At 69.2% G+C, this 16,243-nt stretch carries 14 protein-coding genes; 13 read left to right on the top strand and 1 reads right to left on the bottom strand.

All coding sequences use genetic code 11. The annotated features are described in order from the left end of the window. The first annotated feature begins 374 nt into the window (after nt 1–374). The 10 genes from STSP_RS21395 (at nt 375) to STSP_RS21350 (ending at nt 12,816) form a co-directional block, all read left to right on the top strand. Nucleotides 375–1,472 (top strand): ABC transporter ATP-binding protein, encoded by a 1,098-nt coding sequence (locus STSP_RS21395; RefSeq protein WP_067280467.1) that lies wholly within the window; start codon nt 375–377, stop codon nt 1,470–1,472. Then, nucleotides 1,465–3,018, top strand: a complete 1,554-nt coding sequence (locus STSP_RS21390) for a TCP-1/cpn60 chaperonin family protein (protein ID WP_078067373.1) — start codon at nt 1,465–1,467, stop codon at nt 3,016–3,018. The genes STSP_RS21395 and STSP_RS21390 overlap by 8 nt, the downstream gene beginning before the upstream one ends. Continuing rightward, the gene (locus tag STSP_RS39240; protein ID WP_067280463.1) at nt 3,011–3,970 is read left to right on the top strand and encodes a WD40/YVTN/BNR-like repeat-containing protein; all 960 of its coding nucleotides are present in this window, start codon (nt 3,011–3,013) and stop codon (nt 3,968–3,970) included. Before STSP_RS21390 ends, STSP_RS39240 begins: the two co-directional genes overlap by 8 nt. Then, entirely contained in the window at nt 3,967–5,598 is a 1,632-nt protein-coding gene (locus tag STSP_RS21380) for an ABC transporter substrate-binding protein (protein WP_067280460.1), read from the top strand. The genes STSP_RS39240 and STSP_RS21380 overlap by 4 nt, the downstream gene beginning before the upstream one ends. Before the next feature lie 45 nt (nt 5,599–5,643). Beyond that, nucleotides 5,644–6,636, top strand: a complete 993-nt coding sequence (locus STSP_RS21375; RefSeq protein WP_067280457.1) for a carbohydrate ABC transporter permease — start codon at nt 5,644–5,646, stop codon at nt 6,634–6,636. Nucleotides 6,637–6,656: 20 nt separating this feature from the next. Then, nucleotides 6,657–7,670, top strand: a complete 1,014-nt coding sequence (locus STSP_RS21370) for a carbohydrate ABC transporter permease (RefSeq protein WP_067280454.1) — start codon at nt 6,657–6,659, stop codon at nt 7,668–7,670. Nucleotides 7,671–7,686: 16 nt separating this feature from the next. Then, the gene (locus STSP_RS21365; protein ID WP_067280452.1) at nt 7,687–8,793 is read left to right on the top strand and encodes an ABC transporter ATP-binding protein; all 1,107 of its coding nucleotides are present in this window, start codon (nt 7,687–7,689) and stop codon (nt 8,791–8,793) included. Nucleotides 8,794–8,855: 62 nt separating this feature from the next. Then, complete coding sequence (locus STSP_RS21360) at nt 8,856–10,001, top strand: ABC transporter ATP-binding protein (RefSeq protein WP_067280450.1); 1,146 nt, start codon at nt 8,856–8,858, stop codon at nt 9,999–10,001. Nucleotides 10,002–10,007: 6 nt separating this feature from the next. After that, nucleotides 10,008–10,670 carry a hypothetical protein gene (locus tag STSP_RS21355; protein ID WP_157902877.1) on the top strand — a complete coding sequence of 221 codons (663 nt, stop codon included), beginning with the start codon at nt 10,008–10,010 and terminating at the stop codon, nt 10,668–10,670. Between the two features lie 100 nt (nt 10,671–10,770). After that, complete coding sequence (locus STSP_RS21350; RefSeq protein WP_198547401.1) at nt 10,771–12,816, top strand: hypothetical protein; 2,046 nt, start codon at nt 10,771–10,773, stop codon at nt 12,814–12,816. Nucleotides 12,817–12,875: 59 nt separating this feature from the next. Here the strand turns inward: STSP_RS21350 and STSP_RS21345 are convergent, their stop codons facing one another. Further along, nucleotides 12,876–13,661: an AraC family transcriptional regulator gene (locus tag STSP_RS21345; RefSeq protein WP_067280446.1), complete on the bottom strand. Its 786-nt coding sequence runs from the start codon at nt 13,659–13,661 to the stop codon at nt 12,876–12,878. Between the two features lie 73 nt (nt 13,662–13,734). Here STSP_RS21345 and STSP_RS21340 point away from each other — a divergent pair, with 73 nt between their 5' ends. From STSP_RS21340 to STSP_RS21330, 3 genes are all read left to right on the top strand, one after another. Next, complete coding sequence (locus STSP_RS21340; RefSeq protein WP_198547400.1) at nt 13,735–14,553, top strand: phytanoyl-CoA dioxygenase family protein; 819 nt, start codon at nt 13,735–13,737, stop codon at nt 14,551–14,553. Beyond that, nucleotides 14,550–14,807 carry a hypothetical protein gene (locus tag STSP_RS21335; protein ID WP_067280444.1) on the top strand — a complete coding sequence of 86 codons (258 nt, stop codon included), beginning with the start codon at nt 14,550–14,552 and terminating at the stop codon, nt 14,805–14,807. Before STSP_RS21340 ends, STSP_RS21335 begins: the two co-directional genes overlap by 4 nt. A gap of 120 nt (nt 14,808–14,927) precedes the next feature. Further along, complete coding sequence (locus STSP_RS21330; protein WP_067280443.1) at nt 14,928–16,172, top strand: PP2C family protein-serine/threonine phosphatase; 1,245 nt, start codon at nt 14,928–14,930, stop codon at nt 16,170–16,172. Nucleotides 16,173–16,243 lie beyond the last annotated feature (71 nt).

Below are 16,243 nucleotides of genomic sequence, written 5' to 3'. Positions count from 1 at the left end.
GGGATACCACGCGCTTCGCCGGACGGGGCAGCGCCCGGAAAACGTCAAATCCAAACCCGTGCGGCTGAGACTCGCACACATTCGCACAGAAAATCACGCGCGAGGGATTGACGACCCCAGGAGCGAGAGCAACTCTGTTCAGCGCTGCAGCCCCACCAGGGGCACCGAGTCCACTTGTCGCCACTTGCCCCTGTGGGCGACCGCGCGCCCGGCCGACGGCGTACCGGCAATCCGCGTGCACGGGCACCGCTGCCACCCGGACACCCGGACAGCGATCGAAAGTTTCGCTTTTGCCATGCCTCTTCCCGGTATGGGCGGGCGCTGCGTAACTTGCCGCTCCAGAGCTCACCGTTCCGGTACGACGGAGGTTTCGGATGCCTGGTCTTGAGGTGCGTGATCTGGTCAAGCGGCTGGGTGACCACACAGCCGTCGACGGGCTCGGCTTCCAGGTCGAGGAAGGCGAGTTCTTCGTGCTGCTGGGCCCGTCGGGCTGCGGCAAGTCGACGACCTTGCGGATCGTGTGTGGTCTGGAGCAGCCGGACGCGGGCCGGGTGGTGGTGGCGGGCCGCGATGTGACGGCCCTTCCGCCGCGGGAGCGCAACCTGGGCATGGTGTTCCAGGAGTACGGCCTGTATCCGTCGATGGATGTCTTCGGGAACATGGCATACGGCCTTCAGGCGCAGGGAGGGCTGAGCGAGGACGAGATCAGGCGCCGGGTCGAGGAGGCCGCCGAGCGGCTGGGCCTGACCCCTCATCTGGCCTCGCCTGTCACGGACTTGTCCGGTGGCGAGCAGCAGCGGGTGGCGCTGGGCCGGGCGATGGTGAAGGACGCGGATGCCTATCTGTACGACGAGCCGCTGTCGAACCTCGACCCCAAGATGCGCCACCGGGTGCGCCGGGACATCCTCGCGATGCACCGGGACAAGGGGAAACCCACCGTCTACGTCACGCATGACCAGACAGAGGCGTTCGCGATGGGCGACCGGGTCGCGGTCGTCGCCCGCGGGAAGGTGCAGCAGATCGGGCCCGCGACCGAACTCGCCGAGAATCCGGCGAACATGTTCGTGGCCTCGTTCATCGGCTCGCCTCCCATGAACCTGCTGCCGGGGCGGATACGCGACAACGGCTCGGCCTTGTCGGTGGAGGTCGAGGACACCCTCATGGAGTTGCCGGAACACTGGCGGGGCTCGCTCGCCGGGCTGGCGGGTGGCCAGGTGGTGGTCGGACTGCCGCCGGGATCGTTCCGGATCAGCGCCGGCAACGGCCTCAAGGGCGAGATCGCCGATGTCGAGGCGCTGATCGGTGAGACCGTGGTGCGGCTGCGGACACCTGGTGGGGCAGAGCTGTCGGTGGTGTTCCGTGACGGTGAGGAGGGGCAGCTCAGGGTCGGAGAGACCCTCAGTGTGTCCGCAGTGTCGAACGATGCCCGGCTTTTCGATCCGGCGACAGAACGGGCTCTGACCCGTGACTGACAGCCTGCACACGAACAGTCAGCTTCTTTCGGGCTTCGACCACTTGGCGCGGACCCTGGGCGAAACCCTGGGCCCCGGCTCGGGAACGGTGTTGTGCGCGTGGGGTGAGGACGGTGCCGAAGTCGTGTCGTCCTCGGCCGTCCTGGCCCGCCGTATCACGCAGGTGCCGGGGCACCGCCGCAACACGGGCGCGGCCCTGCTGCGCGAGACGGTGCTGCGGGTGGATGCCCGGCACGGTGACGGCTGCGCCACCACGGCTGTGCTCGCCCAGGCGCTGGCGCGCTGCGCCCGGCGGGCGGTGGCGGCCGGGGCCCACCCGGTGCGGGTGCGCGACGGCATCGGCCGGGGTGTGGCTGCGGCCTGCGATGCCCTCAAGGCGATGTCCGAGCCGGTCGCCGGTGAGCGCGACATCACAGGTCTGGCCTTGGCGGCCACCGCCGATCCCGAACTGGCCACGGTTCTCGGTGAGTTGACGGACGTCCTGGGGCCCGACGGAGCGATCTGGGTGAGGGAGGCGAACGGCGATGAGACCGCGCGCCACTACATCGACGGTCACCGCTGGCGGGCCCGCCCTGCCGAGGCCGCCGTCCTCGCGCACCGTGCCACCGAACTCACCCTGATCGAACCGCTGATCGCTCTCGTCGAGCACGAGCTGAGCAGCGCCGACGAGGTACGCCCGCTGCTGGAGGCGGCCGGACGGCGGACACTGCTCCTGGTCGCCCCGGACATCACGGGCGCAGCGCGCACCCTGCTGAGCGTCCATCGGGAGCGGGCGCTTGCGGTTGTTCTGACCACCGATCGCACCCGCCACAGCGAGGATTTCGCCGACCTGGGCCTGCTCACCGGCGCCTCGGTGATCTCGCCCGTCCTGGGCCTGCCTGCGGCGTCGGTCCGCGCCGCGCACCTTGGCGGGGTCCGCCGGGTGCTGGTGCGGCGCGGCGATCTGACGGTGGTGGGCGGCCATGGCGACCGGTCGGCGGTGCTGCAGCGGGCCGCCGCGCTGCGCTCGCGGGCCTGGGAGCTGGCGAGCGGGCCGGTCGAGCGGGAGGCGGCGGACCGTCTGTGGCGACGGCAGGCCCGGCTGGCCGGCCGTACGGCCACGCTCACCGTGGGTGCCCGCAGCGAGCAGGAGGCGGAGGACCGTGCCCGGGTGGCCCGGCGTACGGCACGGCAGCTGCGTGATGCGCTGCGCGAAGGCGTGGTGCCGGGCGGCGGCGTGGCCTATGTGGACTGCCTGACCGCAGTACAGGCCGTCGCCCCGGACGACCGGGACGAGGCAGCCGGCCTGAACGCCGTGGCAGCGGCACTGAAGGCACCGTTTCTGCGCATCCTTGCCAACGCCCGCGTACCCGCCCCCGAACTCGCCTTGCTCGACGCCATCGCCACGGGCCCCGGCCACGGTGTGGACGCCACCACCGGCGAGCTCACCGACATGCGCCGCGCGGGCATCCAGGACACCACCGCTGTTGCGGCCGGGGCACTGGTGGCCGCGGGCGAGACGGCGGGGCTCCTGGTCTCGGCGCAGCTGGCGGTGGGCCATGGCTGAGGTTCTCGCGCTGGCCGCCGCGGCGACCGGGCTCTGGGTGGGCGGGACGGGCGGCCTCGCCTTCCTCCCGTACGACATCGCGTACGGTGCAGGCGACGCGCACGACGGTGCTCCGGTAGCGACCGGCTGGACGTCCACAGCGACCGGCTGGACGTCCGCGGTATCCGCGTTGTGCCTCACCGAGGACGGATGCCTGCTCATCGGCGGTGCAGACACGATCGCTCGGTGGAGTCACGCAGGCGTCCCAGCGCCTCGACTGCCTGATCCCTCAGGCACCCCCGCCACGCCAGAACCGGCCCGCGTACCCGCCGCCATCGGACCCGTGTCCACGTTCGCGGCCCTGCCGGACAGGACGCTGCTCGCGGGCACCCTCGGCGACGGGGTGGTGCGGAGCAGCGACGGAGGCCGCAGCTGGCAGCGTTCCGGGTTCGGTCTGGCCTCGCACGAGGTCAACTGCCTGTTCGTGACGGCCGACGGGGCGGTTCTGGCCGGTACGGCAAAGGGCCTGCACCGGGCGCGCGCCGGCGGCCGGGCCTGGCAACTGTGCCCCGGAAGCGACGGTGCTCCCGTCGCGGCCCTCACACACCTCCCGGACGGGAAAGGACTGGTGGCCGTGACGGAGGACGGCTGCCTCCTCCGCTCCCGCGACGGCGGCACCCACTGGACCAGAAGCGGCGACGTCCCCGAAGGGGCCACCGCACTGCTGGCGATGCACGGCGGGCTGGTGCTCGCGACCGAGGGCGAGGGCGTGCACCACTCTCGCGACGCCGGTGCCACATGGGCGCCCACCCCACCTCATCGGGCCCTGCGCACCGTGCACTGCCTCGCCGTCACCACCCAGGCCGTCCATGTCGGCACCGACCGCGGCGTTGCCGTGAGCTCCGGCCCCGGACTGCCCTGGCAAGCCCTCGTACCGGCCACCCCCTACATCACGTCAAGGGAGCATGCATGACCACCAGAAGAAAGGTGCTGCTGGGCCTCGCCGGGGCAGGCGGCGCCGCGATCGCCGGCGGGACCATCTACTCCTCCTTCGCGAATGACGACGAGGACAGCGGCTCCGGCAGCGACATCGTGCTGAACATCGGGGGTGACTGGCCGTTCGCGGTCCCGACCGCCAAGCAGGCCAAGGCCGACCCCAACGTGAAGGCGCTCTCCGAAGCCCTGGGAGCCTGGCAGGACGACAATCCCGGCGTCCGCCTCAAGAAGATCACCGTCAAGATCTGGGAGCAGAAGCATCTGGTGACCGCCATCAGCGGCGGCTCGGGACCGGCCATGTTCCCGGGGCTGGTCGTCGGCAACTGGAACGGTGGTGCCACCAAGGTCGCCTTCCAGCAGGGCCTGGCCGCCGACATCACCGATCTGGTCAAGAAGTACAAGTTCGACGACAAGATCGCGGACTTCGCCAAGCCCCAGTGGGAGGGCTGGCCCGTCAACGGCAAGCTGTACTGCATGCCGGACTCGTTCAACGCGGGCAACGGCATCTACTACCGTCGCGACCTGGTTGCCAAGAAGGGCCTGAAGGAGCCCGGACTCGGCTGGACCTGGGACGATCTGCGCACCCTGGTCGCCGGGCTGACCACGGACCGTATGAAGGGTGCGGCCTTCCAGAAGTGGGGCATGAACTGGCCGCTCGTCGCTCAGGGCTGGGGGCTGCTGACCAGGGTCCCCGCCCCGTCGCAGAAGTGGCACTGGAAGTACGACTACACCACGCACGCCGCTCTGTGGACCGAGTTCATCGAGCTGTACCGCGGCATGATCTACAAGGACAAGTCGGCCTTCTCGGACTCGACCCTGATGGACGGGGAGGTGACGGCGGCCTTCACCCAGGGCCGGGCGGCGCTCTTCGGCAACAACATCGGTTTCTTCTTCGGCGACCCGGACACCGACAACACCCTGCCGAACATGGCCAAGCGCATGGACAAGCCGATCGGCGAACTCGTCGGCTTCGTGCCGCACCCGGTCGGCAAGACGGGCTACTACGGTGCGTCCTCGCCGTTCATGGGCGTGACCTCCTTCTCCCCCGACCTGTCCGAAGAGGCTCTGGACAAGGCGGTCAGCCTCCAGAACTTCCTGACGTACGGCAAGGGCTATGTGATCCGCAAGCAGGCCCTCTGGAACGAGACGAAGAACCTGCAGAAGGTCTACACGGACCCCACCCCGATCAACGGCATGACGCAGATCGAGGGCATCAAGGGAGACATGGCGGAGGCCTGGGGCCCGGAGATCGTCAAGGCGGCGGAGATATCCGCGGGGCTGTCCACCCTGCCGGACGAAGGCGCGTACATCCCCGCCGAGAAGGACGCCGGCCCGCCCAACACCCCGGTCGAGGACATGCATTCGCACTGGGCCTTCGAGAAGGGCAAGGTCGACATCCGCGCTGATCTGAAGAAGCTCACCGACACCCACAACCAGCAGGCGAAGGGCTTCACCTCCTCCGTCGACAAGGCGGACTTCGCCGCGGGCGCGGAGAAGTACTACGCGGCCGTCACGGAGTTCTGGCAGGAGAAGGCTCCCGACTTCGTCTCCGAGGTCCTGGAGCCGTGGCTGGCCGACGTCGTCAAGCCGTCGCTGGAAGCGTAGAACGCCGAGCGCCGTACGCCGAGCGCAAGCATAGGGAGACTACTCATGGCTGCCTCGCAGCAGCACACCCCCGTCGAGGAGGAGGCACCGGCGGCCGCGCGGCCCGGGGAGCGGGAGACCGCCCCCGGGCCCGCGGGCGGCCCGCCCGCCTCGACGAAGCCGGGCACCCAGAAGCCCGGTCGCCGCAGGCGCGTGGAGACCACGCTGTTCACCCTGCCCGCCTTCCTCTTCCAGCTCTCCTGGGGCTGGTACCCGATGATCATGGCCTTCGTGCTGAGCTTCACCGACGCCGCACTGCGGCGCCCGGTGCAGTTCACCGGTCTGGAGAGCTACCAGCGGATCTGGGACGACCCGCTGGTCGCGCAGTCCTTCCGGGTCACGGCCGTCTACACCGTGCTCAGCATCACGCTGACCTTCTTCATCCCCATCTTCGTCGCGATCCTGCTGATGGAGATGAGTCGCAGGCACATCCGCTGGATGATGCTGCTGTGGTTCCTGCCGCTGAGCGGTGTGGCGTCCACCGTGCTGTTCCGCTACATGTTCAACGCCCAGTACGGGCTGTTCCAGTGGGTCGCCACCAAGGTCCTCGGGCTGCCACCGCAACCCTTTCTCAACTCCGCCGACCAGGTGCTGTTCTGGCTGGTCGTCCCCGGCATTCTGTTCTTCGGTCCGGGGCTGATCTACATGGCGACCCTGCAGTCGATCCCCGCCTCCTACTTCGAGGCCGCCGAGATCGAGGGCGCCGGCTTCTGGCGGAAGATGTGGACGATCTCGCTGCCCCGGCTGCGGCCCATCATCTCCATGCTGCTGATCTTCGCGATCATCGGTTCCACCCAGGCCTTCGAATTCCCGACGATCATGACCGGCGCCGAGGGCTCACCAGGTGGCGCCGCCCGCACCGTCGTGATGTACCTCTTCCAGCTGCTCCAGCAGCTGCGGTACGCCGACGCCACAGCGCTCGGGGTCTATCTCTTCGTCATCACGATGACGCTCGTCGTCATCCAGCGGCGGTTCTTCCGCGAAGACCCGGACACCTGAGAGAGGAAGAGAGAACAACCATGCTGTTCCCACGGGTGGGACGCACACACCCAGCGCTGCGCATCGCGTGGTGGGCGACGGTGGCCTTCCTGGTCCTCGGCATCACCCTCCACCTCTTCCCCTTCTACTTCATGCTGATCACCTCGTTCAAGAGCGGAAACGAGGTGCTGAGCCAGACTCCGACCTGGTGGCCGCACGACCCGACGGTCGCCGGCTGGAAGCTGGTCTTCGACATCGTCGAAGGCAACAGCGCGGCCGGGCAGCTGATGTCCGAGCCGCTGTGGGTCTACATGTGGAACTCGGTGCAGATCACCTTCTGGACCCTGCTCCTGGGCATTCCCATCACCGCCTTCGCCGCGTACGCCAACAGCAAGCTGCAGCGCGGTCGGATGGCCCGCTATTCGTTCCTGTTCTTCATCGGCACCCTGATGATGCCGGCGGCGCTCACGCTGATCCCGTCGTATCTGCTGACCCGCAACTGGCCGTTCGCGCTGCCTCAAGCGCCCAGTGTGGGCGGCACCGAACTGCCGACCTTCGGGATCTGGAACACGCACTGGGCCGTGGTGCTCCCGATGGTCTTCAACGCCTTCAACTACCTGCTCTTCAAGGGGTTCTTCGACACCATCCCGGACTCCGTGATCCAGGCGGCACGGGTGGACGGCGGCAGCGAGTTCAACATCTTCCGCCGGATCGTGCTCCCGATGAGCGTGCCGGTGTTCGCGGTGACCATCTGGACCTCGTTCAGCGGGGCCTGGGACCAGTTCCTGTGGCCGCTGGTGGTGATGCAGGACGATGCGAAGATGCCCGCCTCGGTGATGATCTACCAGTTGCAGGAGAAGTTCATCCAGGCGGGTTCGGCGAGCGACGCGGAGGCCGCCGTCCAGTCACAGCAACTGCAGGAGATCCTCGGCGCCGGCATGTCCTGGAACGGCCTGATGGTGCTGGGCATCCTCCAGTCCATCCCGGTCTTCGTCGCCTTCATCGTCTGCCGCGAGTACCTGCTGCGCGGCATCAAGCTGCGCGGTCTCAAGTAGGGGAGGGGGCACACCCATGGCCCGTATCGAGGTCGAGAAGATCGTCAAACGCTATTCCGACGTGGAAGGGGTGGGCGGGGCGCGTTCCGCTCGCCCCGCCCTGGACACCGTGAGCCTCGACATCGCCGACGGCGAGACCATCGCCATCGTCGGCTCCTCAGGCTGCGGCAAGTCCACCCTGCTGAAGATCGTCGCCGGTCTGGAGCAGCCCGACGAGGGCGTGGTCCGCTTCGACGGCGAGGACGTCACCGCCGTACGGCCGCAGGCGCGGGGCGTCGGCATGGTCTTCCAGGACTACGCCCTGTACCCGTCCATGAAGGGTAAGGGCAATCTCGCGTACTACTTCCAGGTGCACGGCCGCACGGAGGAGGAGGCGAGGGCCCGCGCCCAGGAGACCGCCGACCGCATGGGGATCGGTTTCGAGCAGCTCCTCGACCAGTCCACCGACACGCTCTCCGGCGGGCAGCAGCAGCGTGTCGCCATCGCCCGCTGCATCGTCCGCGAGCCGCGGCTGTTCCTGATGGACGAACCCATCTGCAATCTCGACGCCAAACTGCGCGAGTCGACACGCGTCGAAATCCGCAAGCTGCTGCGGAAGTTCGGGATCTCCACCCTGTACGTCACCCATGACCAGCAGGAAGCGGTCTTCATGGGTGACCGCATCGCGGTGATGCGCGGCGGACGGATCGAGCAGATCGGCACCTTCGACGAGCTGTACTACTCACCGGCGAACCTCTTCGTCGCGACGTTCATCGGCTCGCCCCCCATGACCGTGCTGCCCGCGATCGCTTCCGGCGGCCTGCTGACCGTCGCGGGCGCCGAGTGGCCGGCCCCGGTCCCGGTGCCGGACGGCCCGGTCCGGATCGGCATACGCCCGGAGAGCTGGTTCACCGGCCGCGGCGACGGGGCCCTGATGACCGTCAGCCACATCGAGCGGATCCCCACCGAGCGGGCCGCGTTCGTACACGGTCAGGTGGACGGCGTCCCGGTCGTGGTCGCCGCCCCCCTCAACCAGCCCGACACGGCCGAGCTGCGCATCATGCCGGACATGGGGCGGGTGTACGTCTTCGCCGCCGACGGCGAGCAGTGCCTGCACACGCCCGGCCCACTCGATCTCTTCTGACGTTCGACTCCTGACACACCGCTGCCCCTACACGACTTCTGACATACGACGGAGCCCCACTGATGACTGCGATAGCCGTCGACAACCTGGTGAAGGAGTTCGGCGACAAGCGTGCCGTGGACGGAGTCGGCTTCACCACCGGGGAGTCGGAACTCCTCGTCCTGGTGGGCCCGTCCGGCTGCGGCAAGACCACGACGTTGCGGATGCTCGCGGGCCTGGAACCGGTCTCCTCCGGCACCATCCGCTTCGGCGACCGGGAGGTGACCGACGTACGCCCCCGGGACAGGTCGATCGCCATGGTCTTCCAGGACTACGCGATCCTTCCGCATCTCACCGTCTTCGAGAACATCGCCTACGGGCTGCGCTCCCGCCGCACTCCACGCGCCGTGGTGAAGGACAAGGTGCCGGAGGCGGCCCGCACCTTCCGTATCGACCATCTCCTCGACCGCAAGCCGCGCCAGCTGTCGGGCGGTGAGCGGCAACGGGTCGCACTGTCCCGGTCCATGGTGCGCGACGCCGACCTCTACCTCTACGACGAGCCGCTCTCCAATCTCGACGCCCAGCTGCGGTACAGCGCACGCGAGGACATCCTCACCCTGCACCGCCGCAAGAAGCGCCCGACGATCTACGTCACGCACGACCAGTCGGAGGCGATGGCCCTCGGAGACCGGATCGCGGTGATGAACGCAGGCCGCATCCAGCAGATCGGGACGGGCGAGGAACTCTACGAACGCCCGGTGAACCGCTTCGTGGCCTTCTTCATCGGCACACCCAGCATCAACCTCTTCACCATGGAGCTCAAGAACGTCGACGGGGACATGGTCGCCTCCGGCTGCGGACTCGACCTGCGGCTGCCCGAGAGCATCGCACACCGGATACGCGCATACGCGGGCCGGAAGATCGAGCTGGGCGTGCGGCCGGAGCATCTGCACGTACCGCGCATGGCACCCTTCGACGTCACCGAGGACAACACCATCCATGGCGTGGTGACCGTCATCGAGCCCAGTGCGACCGGCTCCACGGTGTACCTGTCGACACCCGAGGAAGCAGGAGCCGAGCCGCAGGACTTCACGGCCACCTTCAAGGTCCGTATGCCCGCGAGCTATCTCGACCAGGAGGTTCCGCTCGGCATCGACCTGGAGAAGGTGCACCTCTTCGACGCGGAGACCGGCGACTCGCTGCTGCACGGTCCGCAGGGAAAGGGGTGAGAAGGCGTGCCGTTCCTGTGGGACACAGAGCCTCGCGCGGAGGAACGACCGCCGGTGTGGGCCGCGTTCGCCACGCTGGGCACCCAGGTCGAGCGCCTGGTCCTGGCCAATGTCGCCTGTGCGGTGGTGCTCGTGCCCGCTCTTGTCGCCCTCGCTGTTCCCGAACTCCCGGCGGCGGTACGGGCATTGCTGATCCTGGCGACCGCTGTTGCCCTGGCCCCGGCCACGGCCGTCCTCTACGGCCTCGCAGACGAAGCGAGCCGGGGCAGGCAGATCGACGTGGCGCTGGCCCGGGACCTGGCGCAGGAACTGGCCCGGCCCGCCCTGCGTACCCTCAGCCCACTGTCCCTGCTCTTCACCGCCCTGATCGCAGCGACGCTGCTCCTCACACCGCTGCTGCTGAGCGTCACCCTGCTGCTGTCGGTGTCGGCCACGTACTGGGGCCCGCTGTTTCTCGCCGACCCTCGCCAGAACTGCCTTGTGCTGGCCCGCCAATCGTCACGCCTCGCCCTGAGTCGCCCGGAACCGACCCTGCGGACCTGGCTCGCATGCGGGGCCGTCGCACTCATCGGCGTGATCTCGCTGGCAGGGATCGCACTGGCCGTGCCCGTACTGATCGCACTGCTCCACATACACCGCCACCGCGACCTCGTGGACACGCACCGCTGATCAACGCACCGACCGCGTGTCCATCCGGGGGTTCGCCCTCGACGTACGACCCAACCCCTGGAAAAGCCGTATGGAAAAGCCGTATGGAAAGGTTCCTCCCTTGCCTCCTGTCGATGTTCGGATTCCTGATGACCCCGTTCAGATTCCTGATGTCCTCGCCTTCGGCTCCGGCCATGCGGTGCTCGACCCGGCCACGGGCGCCCCTGTGCAGTTCGTGGACGAGCAGGACCGGGCGCGCCGGTTTCTGCTCGACACCGATGTGACCGTGTGGCATTCGGTGGAGCACCAGTGGGGTTCCGGTCATCTGGTCACGGACCGGGGTGGCGCCCGCTGGCACACGCCCGCCGAGCTGCGTGTGGCGGCGGACGGGGTGATGGAGGCGGTGCACACGCCGCTTCCGGGGGTCCGCGTGGAGGTGCGTCGCTCCGTGCAGGGGGACCTGCTGCGCGAGCGGTACACGGTCGTGAACAGCGCACAGGAGCCGCTCACGATCACGGGCCTGGGCGTGCAGACACCTTTCGCCGACCTGTACGACACGGCCGAGACGTCCCTGGACCAGGCGGTGCACGCGCACCTGTTCACCGGGGGCACGTGGGCGTGGGCGCTGGCGCAGCCGATGTCCGGGGACGGCCGGTGCCTGGGACTGATCGTGCGGGAGGGGGCCGTGCGGGCGTACTCGGTGGAGTCGCGCAACCTGAGGTCGAATTCCCATGTCCGCGGTCACCTGGTCCTGCTGGTCACCGACCAGGCGCGGAATCCGCAGGCGTTCGGCGGCCAGCCGGTGCTCCGCCTGGGGCCGGGCGAGTCGGCCACGGTGGCGTGGGAGCTGGGCTGGTACGCGTCGGTCGAGGACTTCACCACCGCGACCACGCCGCCGGCCGTCTTCTCCTCCTACGCCGCCGAGGTCGGGGAGCCGATCGTCGTCGAGGCGTCCTCGGTGAGCAGCCCGGACTCGGGCGTGAAGGTGGAACGTGAGGCCGATGGCCGGTACCGGGTCCAGGCCTCCCGTCACGGCAGCTATCCGCTGGACATCGGGGACGGCGCCCGTACCGAGGTGTTGTTCCATCTGCCGCTTCAGGAGATGGTGCGGCGCCGGGTCGCGTACATCACGCAGTACCAGCGGGCCCGGGAGCGTCCTGGTCTGCTCGCGCACGCCTTCGTGCCGGTGGATACCCGTACCGGCCTGACCCAGTCGACCAACGGCTGGCCAGACTGGACGGACGGAGCCGAGCGGATCGCCATGCCGCTGCTGCTCCAGGCCGCCGCCGCCCGCGGCCTCGCGGACCCCGACGAGATGGACCCACTGCTGGACGGCTGGTCCCGGTTCGCCTGCCGCCATCTGCTCGACGAGAGCAACGCCCCGCGACGCGGCTCGCAGGACGACCACGTCCGGCTGTACGACACTCCCTGGCTGGCCCAGTTCTTCCACGACCGGTACCGGGCTCATGGCAGGTCAGAGGACCTGGACCGCGCCGCCCGCATCATCGAGCGCAGCTTCGAACTCGGTGGCGCCATGCACTTGTCCATCCACCTCTCCCCGACGACGCTGGCCATCTGCGGCAGCCTGGACGCCACCGGACAGTCCGACCGCGCCCAAGCCCTACGGGTCCAACTGGTCGACAGCGCCCGGCAGTTCGTGCGGATGGGCAAGCAGCTGCCCGCACACGAGGTCAACTACGAGCAGTCCATCGTCGCCCCCCTGGTGGACCTCCTCTGCGACGCCCATACCCTCACCGGCGATCCCGTCTTCCACGACGCCATCGCCGAACGGCTGCCCTGGCTGCTGGCCTTCGGCGGTCCCCAGCCCCACGCCCGGCTGCACGGCGTCGCCATACGGCACTGGGACGGCTTCTGGTTCGGCGCCGACCGGCTGTGGGGGGACGTCTTCCCCCACTACTGGAGCACCCTGACCGCCGCCACCCTCCTGCGCCTGCCGGACACGCTGCGCACCGCGCACACGGACCGCCTCGCCGAGGCGATCCTGCGCGCCAACATGGCCAACTACCGCGAGGACGGCTCCGCGACCTGCGCGTTCGTCATGCCCTCGACGGTCGACGGCAGGGCCGCGCACACCGCCGACCCGCTCGCCAACGACCAGGACTGGCACCTGCTGCTGTGGTTGCAGGCACAGGAGCAAGCCGAATAGACCCGCGCCGACCGGCGGCGGGTGCCCATGCAAACCGCTGGGTAGGTCAGGCGGTTCGTTCATCCGTGCGCCACCGGGACACCGGCGGCGCGGACGGCGCGCGGTCCCGCGCCCAGCTCGCGCCGGCAGGCCTTGTTGAACGCCTGCAGATCGGCGATGCCCACCGCGGCCGCGACGGCGGGGATGGGGAGGGTGGAGGCCTGCAGGAGATGGCGGGCGCGCTCCAGCCGCCGACGGCGGACATAGGCGACGACCGTGAGGCCGGTCTCGGCGCGGAACAGGCGGGTCAGATGCGTATGCGAGACCCGGGCGGCGCGAGCGATGCAGGGCACGGACAGTGGTTCGGCCAGATGCTCCTCGATGTACGCCTGCGCCGCGGCCACGACGGGGTGCTGCCGTCCAGGTTGTTCGGTCACGGTCAGCTGGGTGATGTGCCAGAGCACCGCCCACACCTCGGCGGAGGCGCGCGTCGGGGACACCGGCATGGCGGCGACCGCGTGCTTGAGCAGGCCGGCCAGCAACGCGCCCTCGGTCGCGGCATCCTGCATCAGCGGGACGGTGTGCGGCGCGCCGGCGCCGGGCAGGCGCAGATGGGCGTACAGGTGCTCGGACCTGCCGCGGTAGTGGAAACCCACCTCGGTGTCCGGCGGGACCAGGCTGACATGACCCGGCCGGATGGCGTGGACGGCGTCCCCCACGGACAGTTCGCCCACATAGCCGTACAGATGGAGTTGCCACAGGTCGGGCAACCGAAAGACCTCGTACGCGGTGGAGACGCCGTGGACGCCGACACCGGCGTTCACCACCTCGGGCGGTTCGTCCAGCCGCAGGGACACACTCTCCATGACAGCGGAAATTTACCAGTAGTCGGCGAATGCAACCCACGACCGCAAGGGGCCGGCGCTCTACGTTTGCCGTATGTCAACCACCAAACAGCTGCTCACATCGGTCCAGGTGGCGCGCTTCGTGGCGCAGGGCTTCCTGCGTCTGGACGGGGTCGTGCCGCAGGAGCTGAACGAAGACGCCATCGCGGCCCTGTCCGCGGGGATACCCGCGGTGTCGTACGGCACGCCGCTGGCCAAGGCGTTCCAGGAGGACACCTTCATCCACCGCCTGCTCGCCCTCCCTGTCGTCGCCGGGGCCCTGGAGAGCCTGGTCGGCCCGGAGCCGACGGTCGACCACCACGCGGTGCACGTACGCGAGCCGCACGAGGGCAGCGCCCAGGATCTCCACGGAGACGCGATCATCGACGTACGGCCGGACGCCTTCGACGTCCAGCTCATGTACTACCCCCACGAAGTGACCGCCGACATGGGCGGCACCCTCAGCGTTCCGGGCAGCCATCTGCGCCGGATCAACGAGACCGACATCGGGCGCGTGCAGAACCTGCGCGGGCAGACCCGGCTGACCTGCCCGGCCGGCACCGTCGTCCTGGTGCACCACGGAATCTGGCACGGCGGGCGCCGCAACGACACCGGACGACGGCGCTACATGTACAAGATCCGCCTCAACCCGACCGTGCCCCAGGTCCGTCTCTGGGACACCTCCGACCTGCACGACCCCGCCGTCACAGCGGAGCTCAACACGTACTTCCCGTGGTACGAGCAGGCCACCGCCCGGCTGGAGATCCACAACCGGGTGCTGCTGTGGCGCGCGCTCACCGGAGACGACACGTTCGACATCGACTACTGGGTCACCCGCGTCACCAACCGACCCGCCCTGAGGAGCCACGCATGAAGCAGCAGGTCCTGGTGCTCTACCTCGCCACGTCCGCACTCGACTCCGACGTGGTGGGCTGGTCCCGCTACGACGGCACAGGCCGTACGCACCCGACGACCGGGGACGCCGACGAGCCGCCGTACAAGACGGGCCTCGCCGCGCTGCAGGACGGCTGGCGCCTGTTCCAGGCCTCTCAGCTGATCCCGCCCCACCCTGGGCACGAGTACGACACCTCCTTCCTCAAGCACGAGTTCTTCTTCGAGAAGCTGTAGTCGAGAAGAAGCTGTGGTCGAGAAGCTCCATCCGTAACGGGCGGGTGAGCTGGGCGGACTCTAGCGTGAGAGGAGGGGCGGGCCCGCGAAGGGGGCGAGACGGAAGGGAGGGGGAGGACGGTGGCCGTGTCGGGGATCGACTACGCGGCGCTGTTCGCCGCCACACCGAGCCCCTATCTGGTCCTGGGCCCGGACCTGGTGATCGTGGAGGTCAACCAGGCGTACCTGGACGCGACCATGCGGACCAGGGAAGACCTGATCGGGCAGCACATCTTCGACGCCTTCCCCGACAATCCGGCCGACCCCGAGGCCGACGGGGTGCGGAACCTGAACACCTCTCTGCAACGGGTTCTGGCCTCGCGTGTGCCCGACACGATGGCGCTGCAGAAATACGACATCCCCGTCATGGGACGGCCGGACGCGTTCGAGGAGCGGTGGTGGTCGCCCATCAACACCCCGGTCTTCGGACCGGACGGATCGGTGGCGTGGATCATCCACCGGGTGGAGGACGTGACCGCGTTCGTCAAGGCCCGCGCCACCCGCGCCCAGACGCCGATCGCATTGCGCGCCGAGCGGGAGGCCCTGGAAGCCGAGCTGTACGCACGGGCCCGGGAACTGCAGCTGCTGAACGAGGAACTGCGGCAGGCCCACACCCGCGAGCGCGAGGTGGCCGTCACCCTGCAGGAGGCCATGCTGCAGGCCCCCGACCTGGCCCGGCACCAGGACGTCGCCGTGCGCTACCTGCCCGCCACCGGATCGCTGAACGTCTGCGGCGACTGGTACGACATGGTCGATCTGCCCGGCGGCCGCTTCGCCGTGGCCGTCGGGGACGTCGTCGGCCACGGCCTGGAGGCCGCCGCCGTCATGGGGATGCTCCGCAGTGCGCTGAGCGCCGCCATCCGCGCCCTGGAGCGGCCCGCGCAGGCCCTCGACGTCCTGGGCCTGTACGCACGCTCCGTCGAGGGCGCGCTGAACACCACCGCTGTCCAGGCGCTGGTGGACCCCGAGAGCCGTCTGATCATCTACAGCAACGCGGGCCACCTGCCCCCGGTCCTGGTGCACGCCGACGGCGGCTGCGAGCTGCTGGACCGGGCCACCGATCCGCCCCTGGCGGTCCGGCCCCAGCATGTCCCGAGCCCCCAGGCCACCGCGACCTACGGCCCCGGCGACACCCTCGTCCTCTACACCGACGGCCTGGTCGAACGCCGTGGCGAAGACATCGACGCCGGCCTGGCGCGGCTGGCCGGCGTCCTCGGCGAGGGCAGCCGACTGGACCCGGGGCACCTGGCCGACTCCCTGCTGACCCGACTCGGACTGGCGGGCGGCGGCCGCGACGACACCGCCTTGATCATCGTCCGGCTGTGACGAGCAGGCTCGTCGCATAGGCAGACGCGGCTTCGTCCTGTCCGGCCTCCCGGATGGACCAGCCCGGCTGC

The organism is Streptomyces jeddahensis (assembly GCF_001642995.1).
In the GTDB taxonomy this organism is placed as follows: Bacteria; Actinomycetota; Actinomycetes; order Streptomycetales; family Streptomycetaceae; genus Streptomyces; species Streptomyces jeddahensis.
This window is presented reverse-complemented; position numbering and strand designations above follow the sequence as displayed.

Coding starts and splice junctions, on each gene's coding strand:
- STSP_RS21335 (WP_067280444.1), top strand. CDS start 14,550: ATGAAGCAGCAGGTCCTGGTGCTCTACCTCGCCACGTCCGCACTCGAC.
- STSP_RS21380 (WP_067280460.1), top strand. CDS start 3,967: ATGACCACCAGAAGAAAGGTGCTGCTGGGCCTCGCCGGGGCAGGCGGC.
- STSP_RS21370 (WP_067280454.1), top strand. CDS start 6,657: ATGCTGTTCCCACGGGTGGGACGCACACACCCAGCGCTGCGCATCGCG.
- STSP_RS39240 (WP_067280463.1), top strand. CDS start 3,011: ATGGCTGAGGTTCTCGCGCTGGCCGCCGCGGCGACCGGGCTCTGGGTG.
- STSP_RS21395 (WP_067280467.1), top strand. CDS start 375: ATGCCTGGTCTTGAGGTGCGTGATCTGGTCAAGCGGCTGGGTGACCAC.
- STSP_RS21375 (WP_067280457.1), top strand. CDS start 5,644: ATGGCTGCCTCGCAGCAGCACACCCCCGTCGAGGAGGAGGCACCGGCG.
- STSP_RS21365 (WP_067280452.1), top strand. CDS start 7,687: ATGGCCCGTATCGAGGTCGAGAAGATCGTCAAACGCTATTCCGACGTG.
- STSP_RS21345 (WP_067280446.1), bottom strand. CDS start 13,661: ATGGAGAGTGTGTCCCTGCGGCTGGACGAACCGCCCGAGGTGGTGAAC.
- STSP_RS21360 (WP_067280450.1), top strand. CDS start 8,856: ATGACTGCGATAGCCGTCGACAACCTGGTGAAGGAGTTCGGCGACAAG.
- STSP_RS21340 (WP_198547400.1), top strand. CDS start 13,735: ATGTCAACCACCAAACAGCTGCTCACATCGGTCCAGGTGGCGCGCTTC.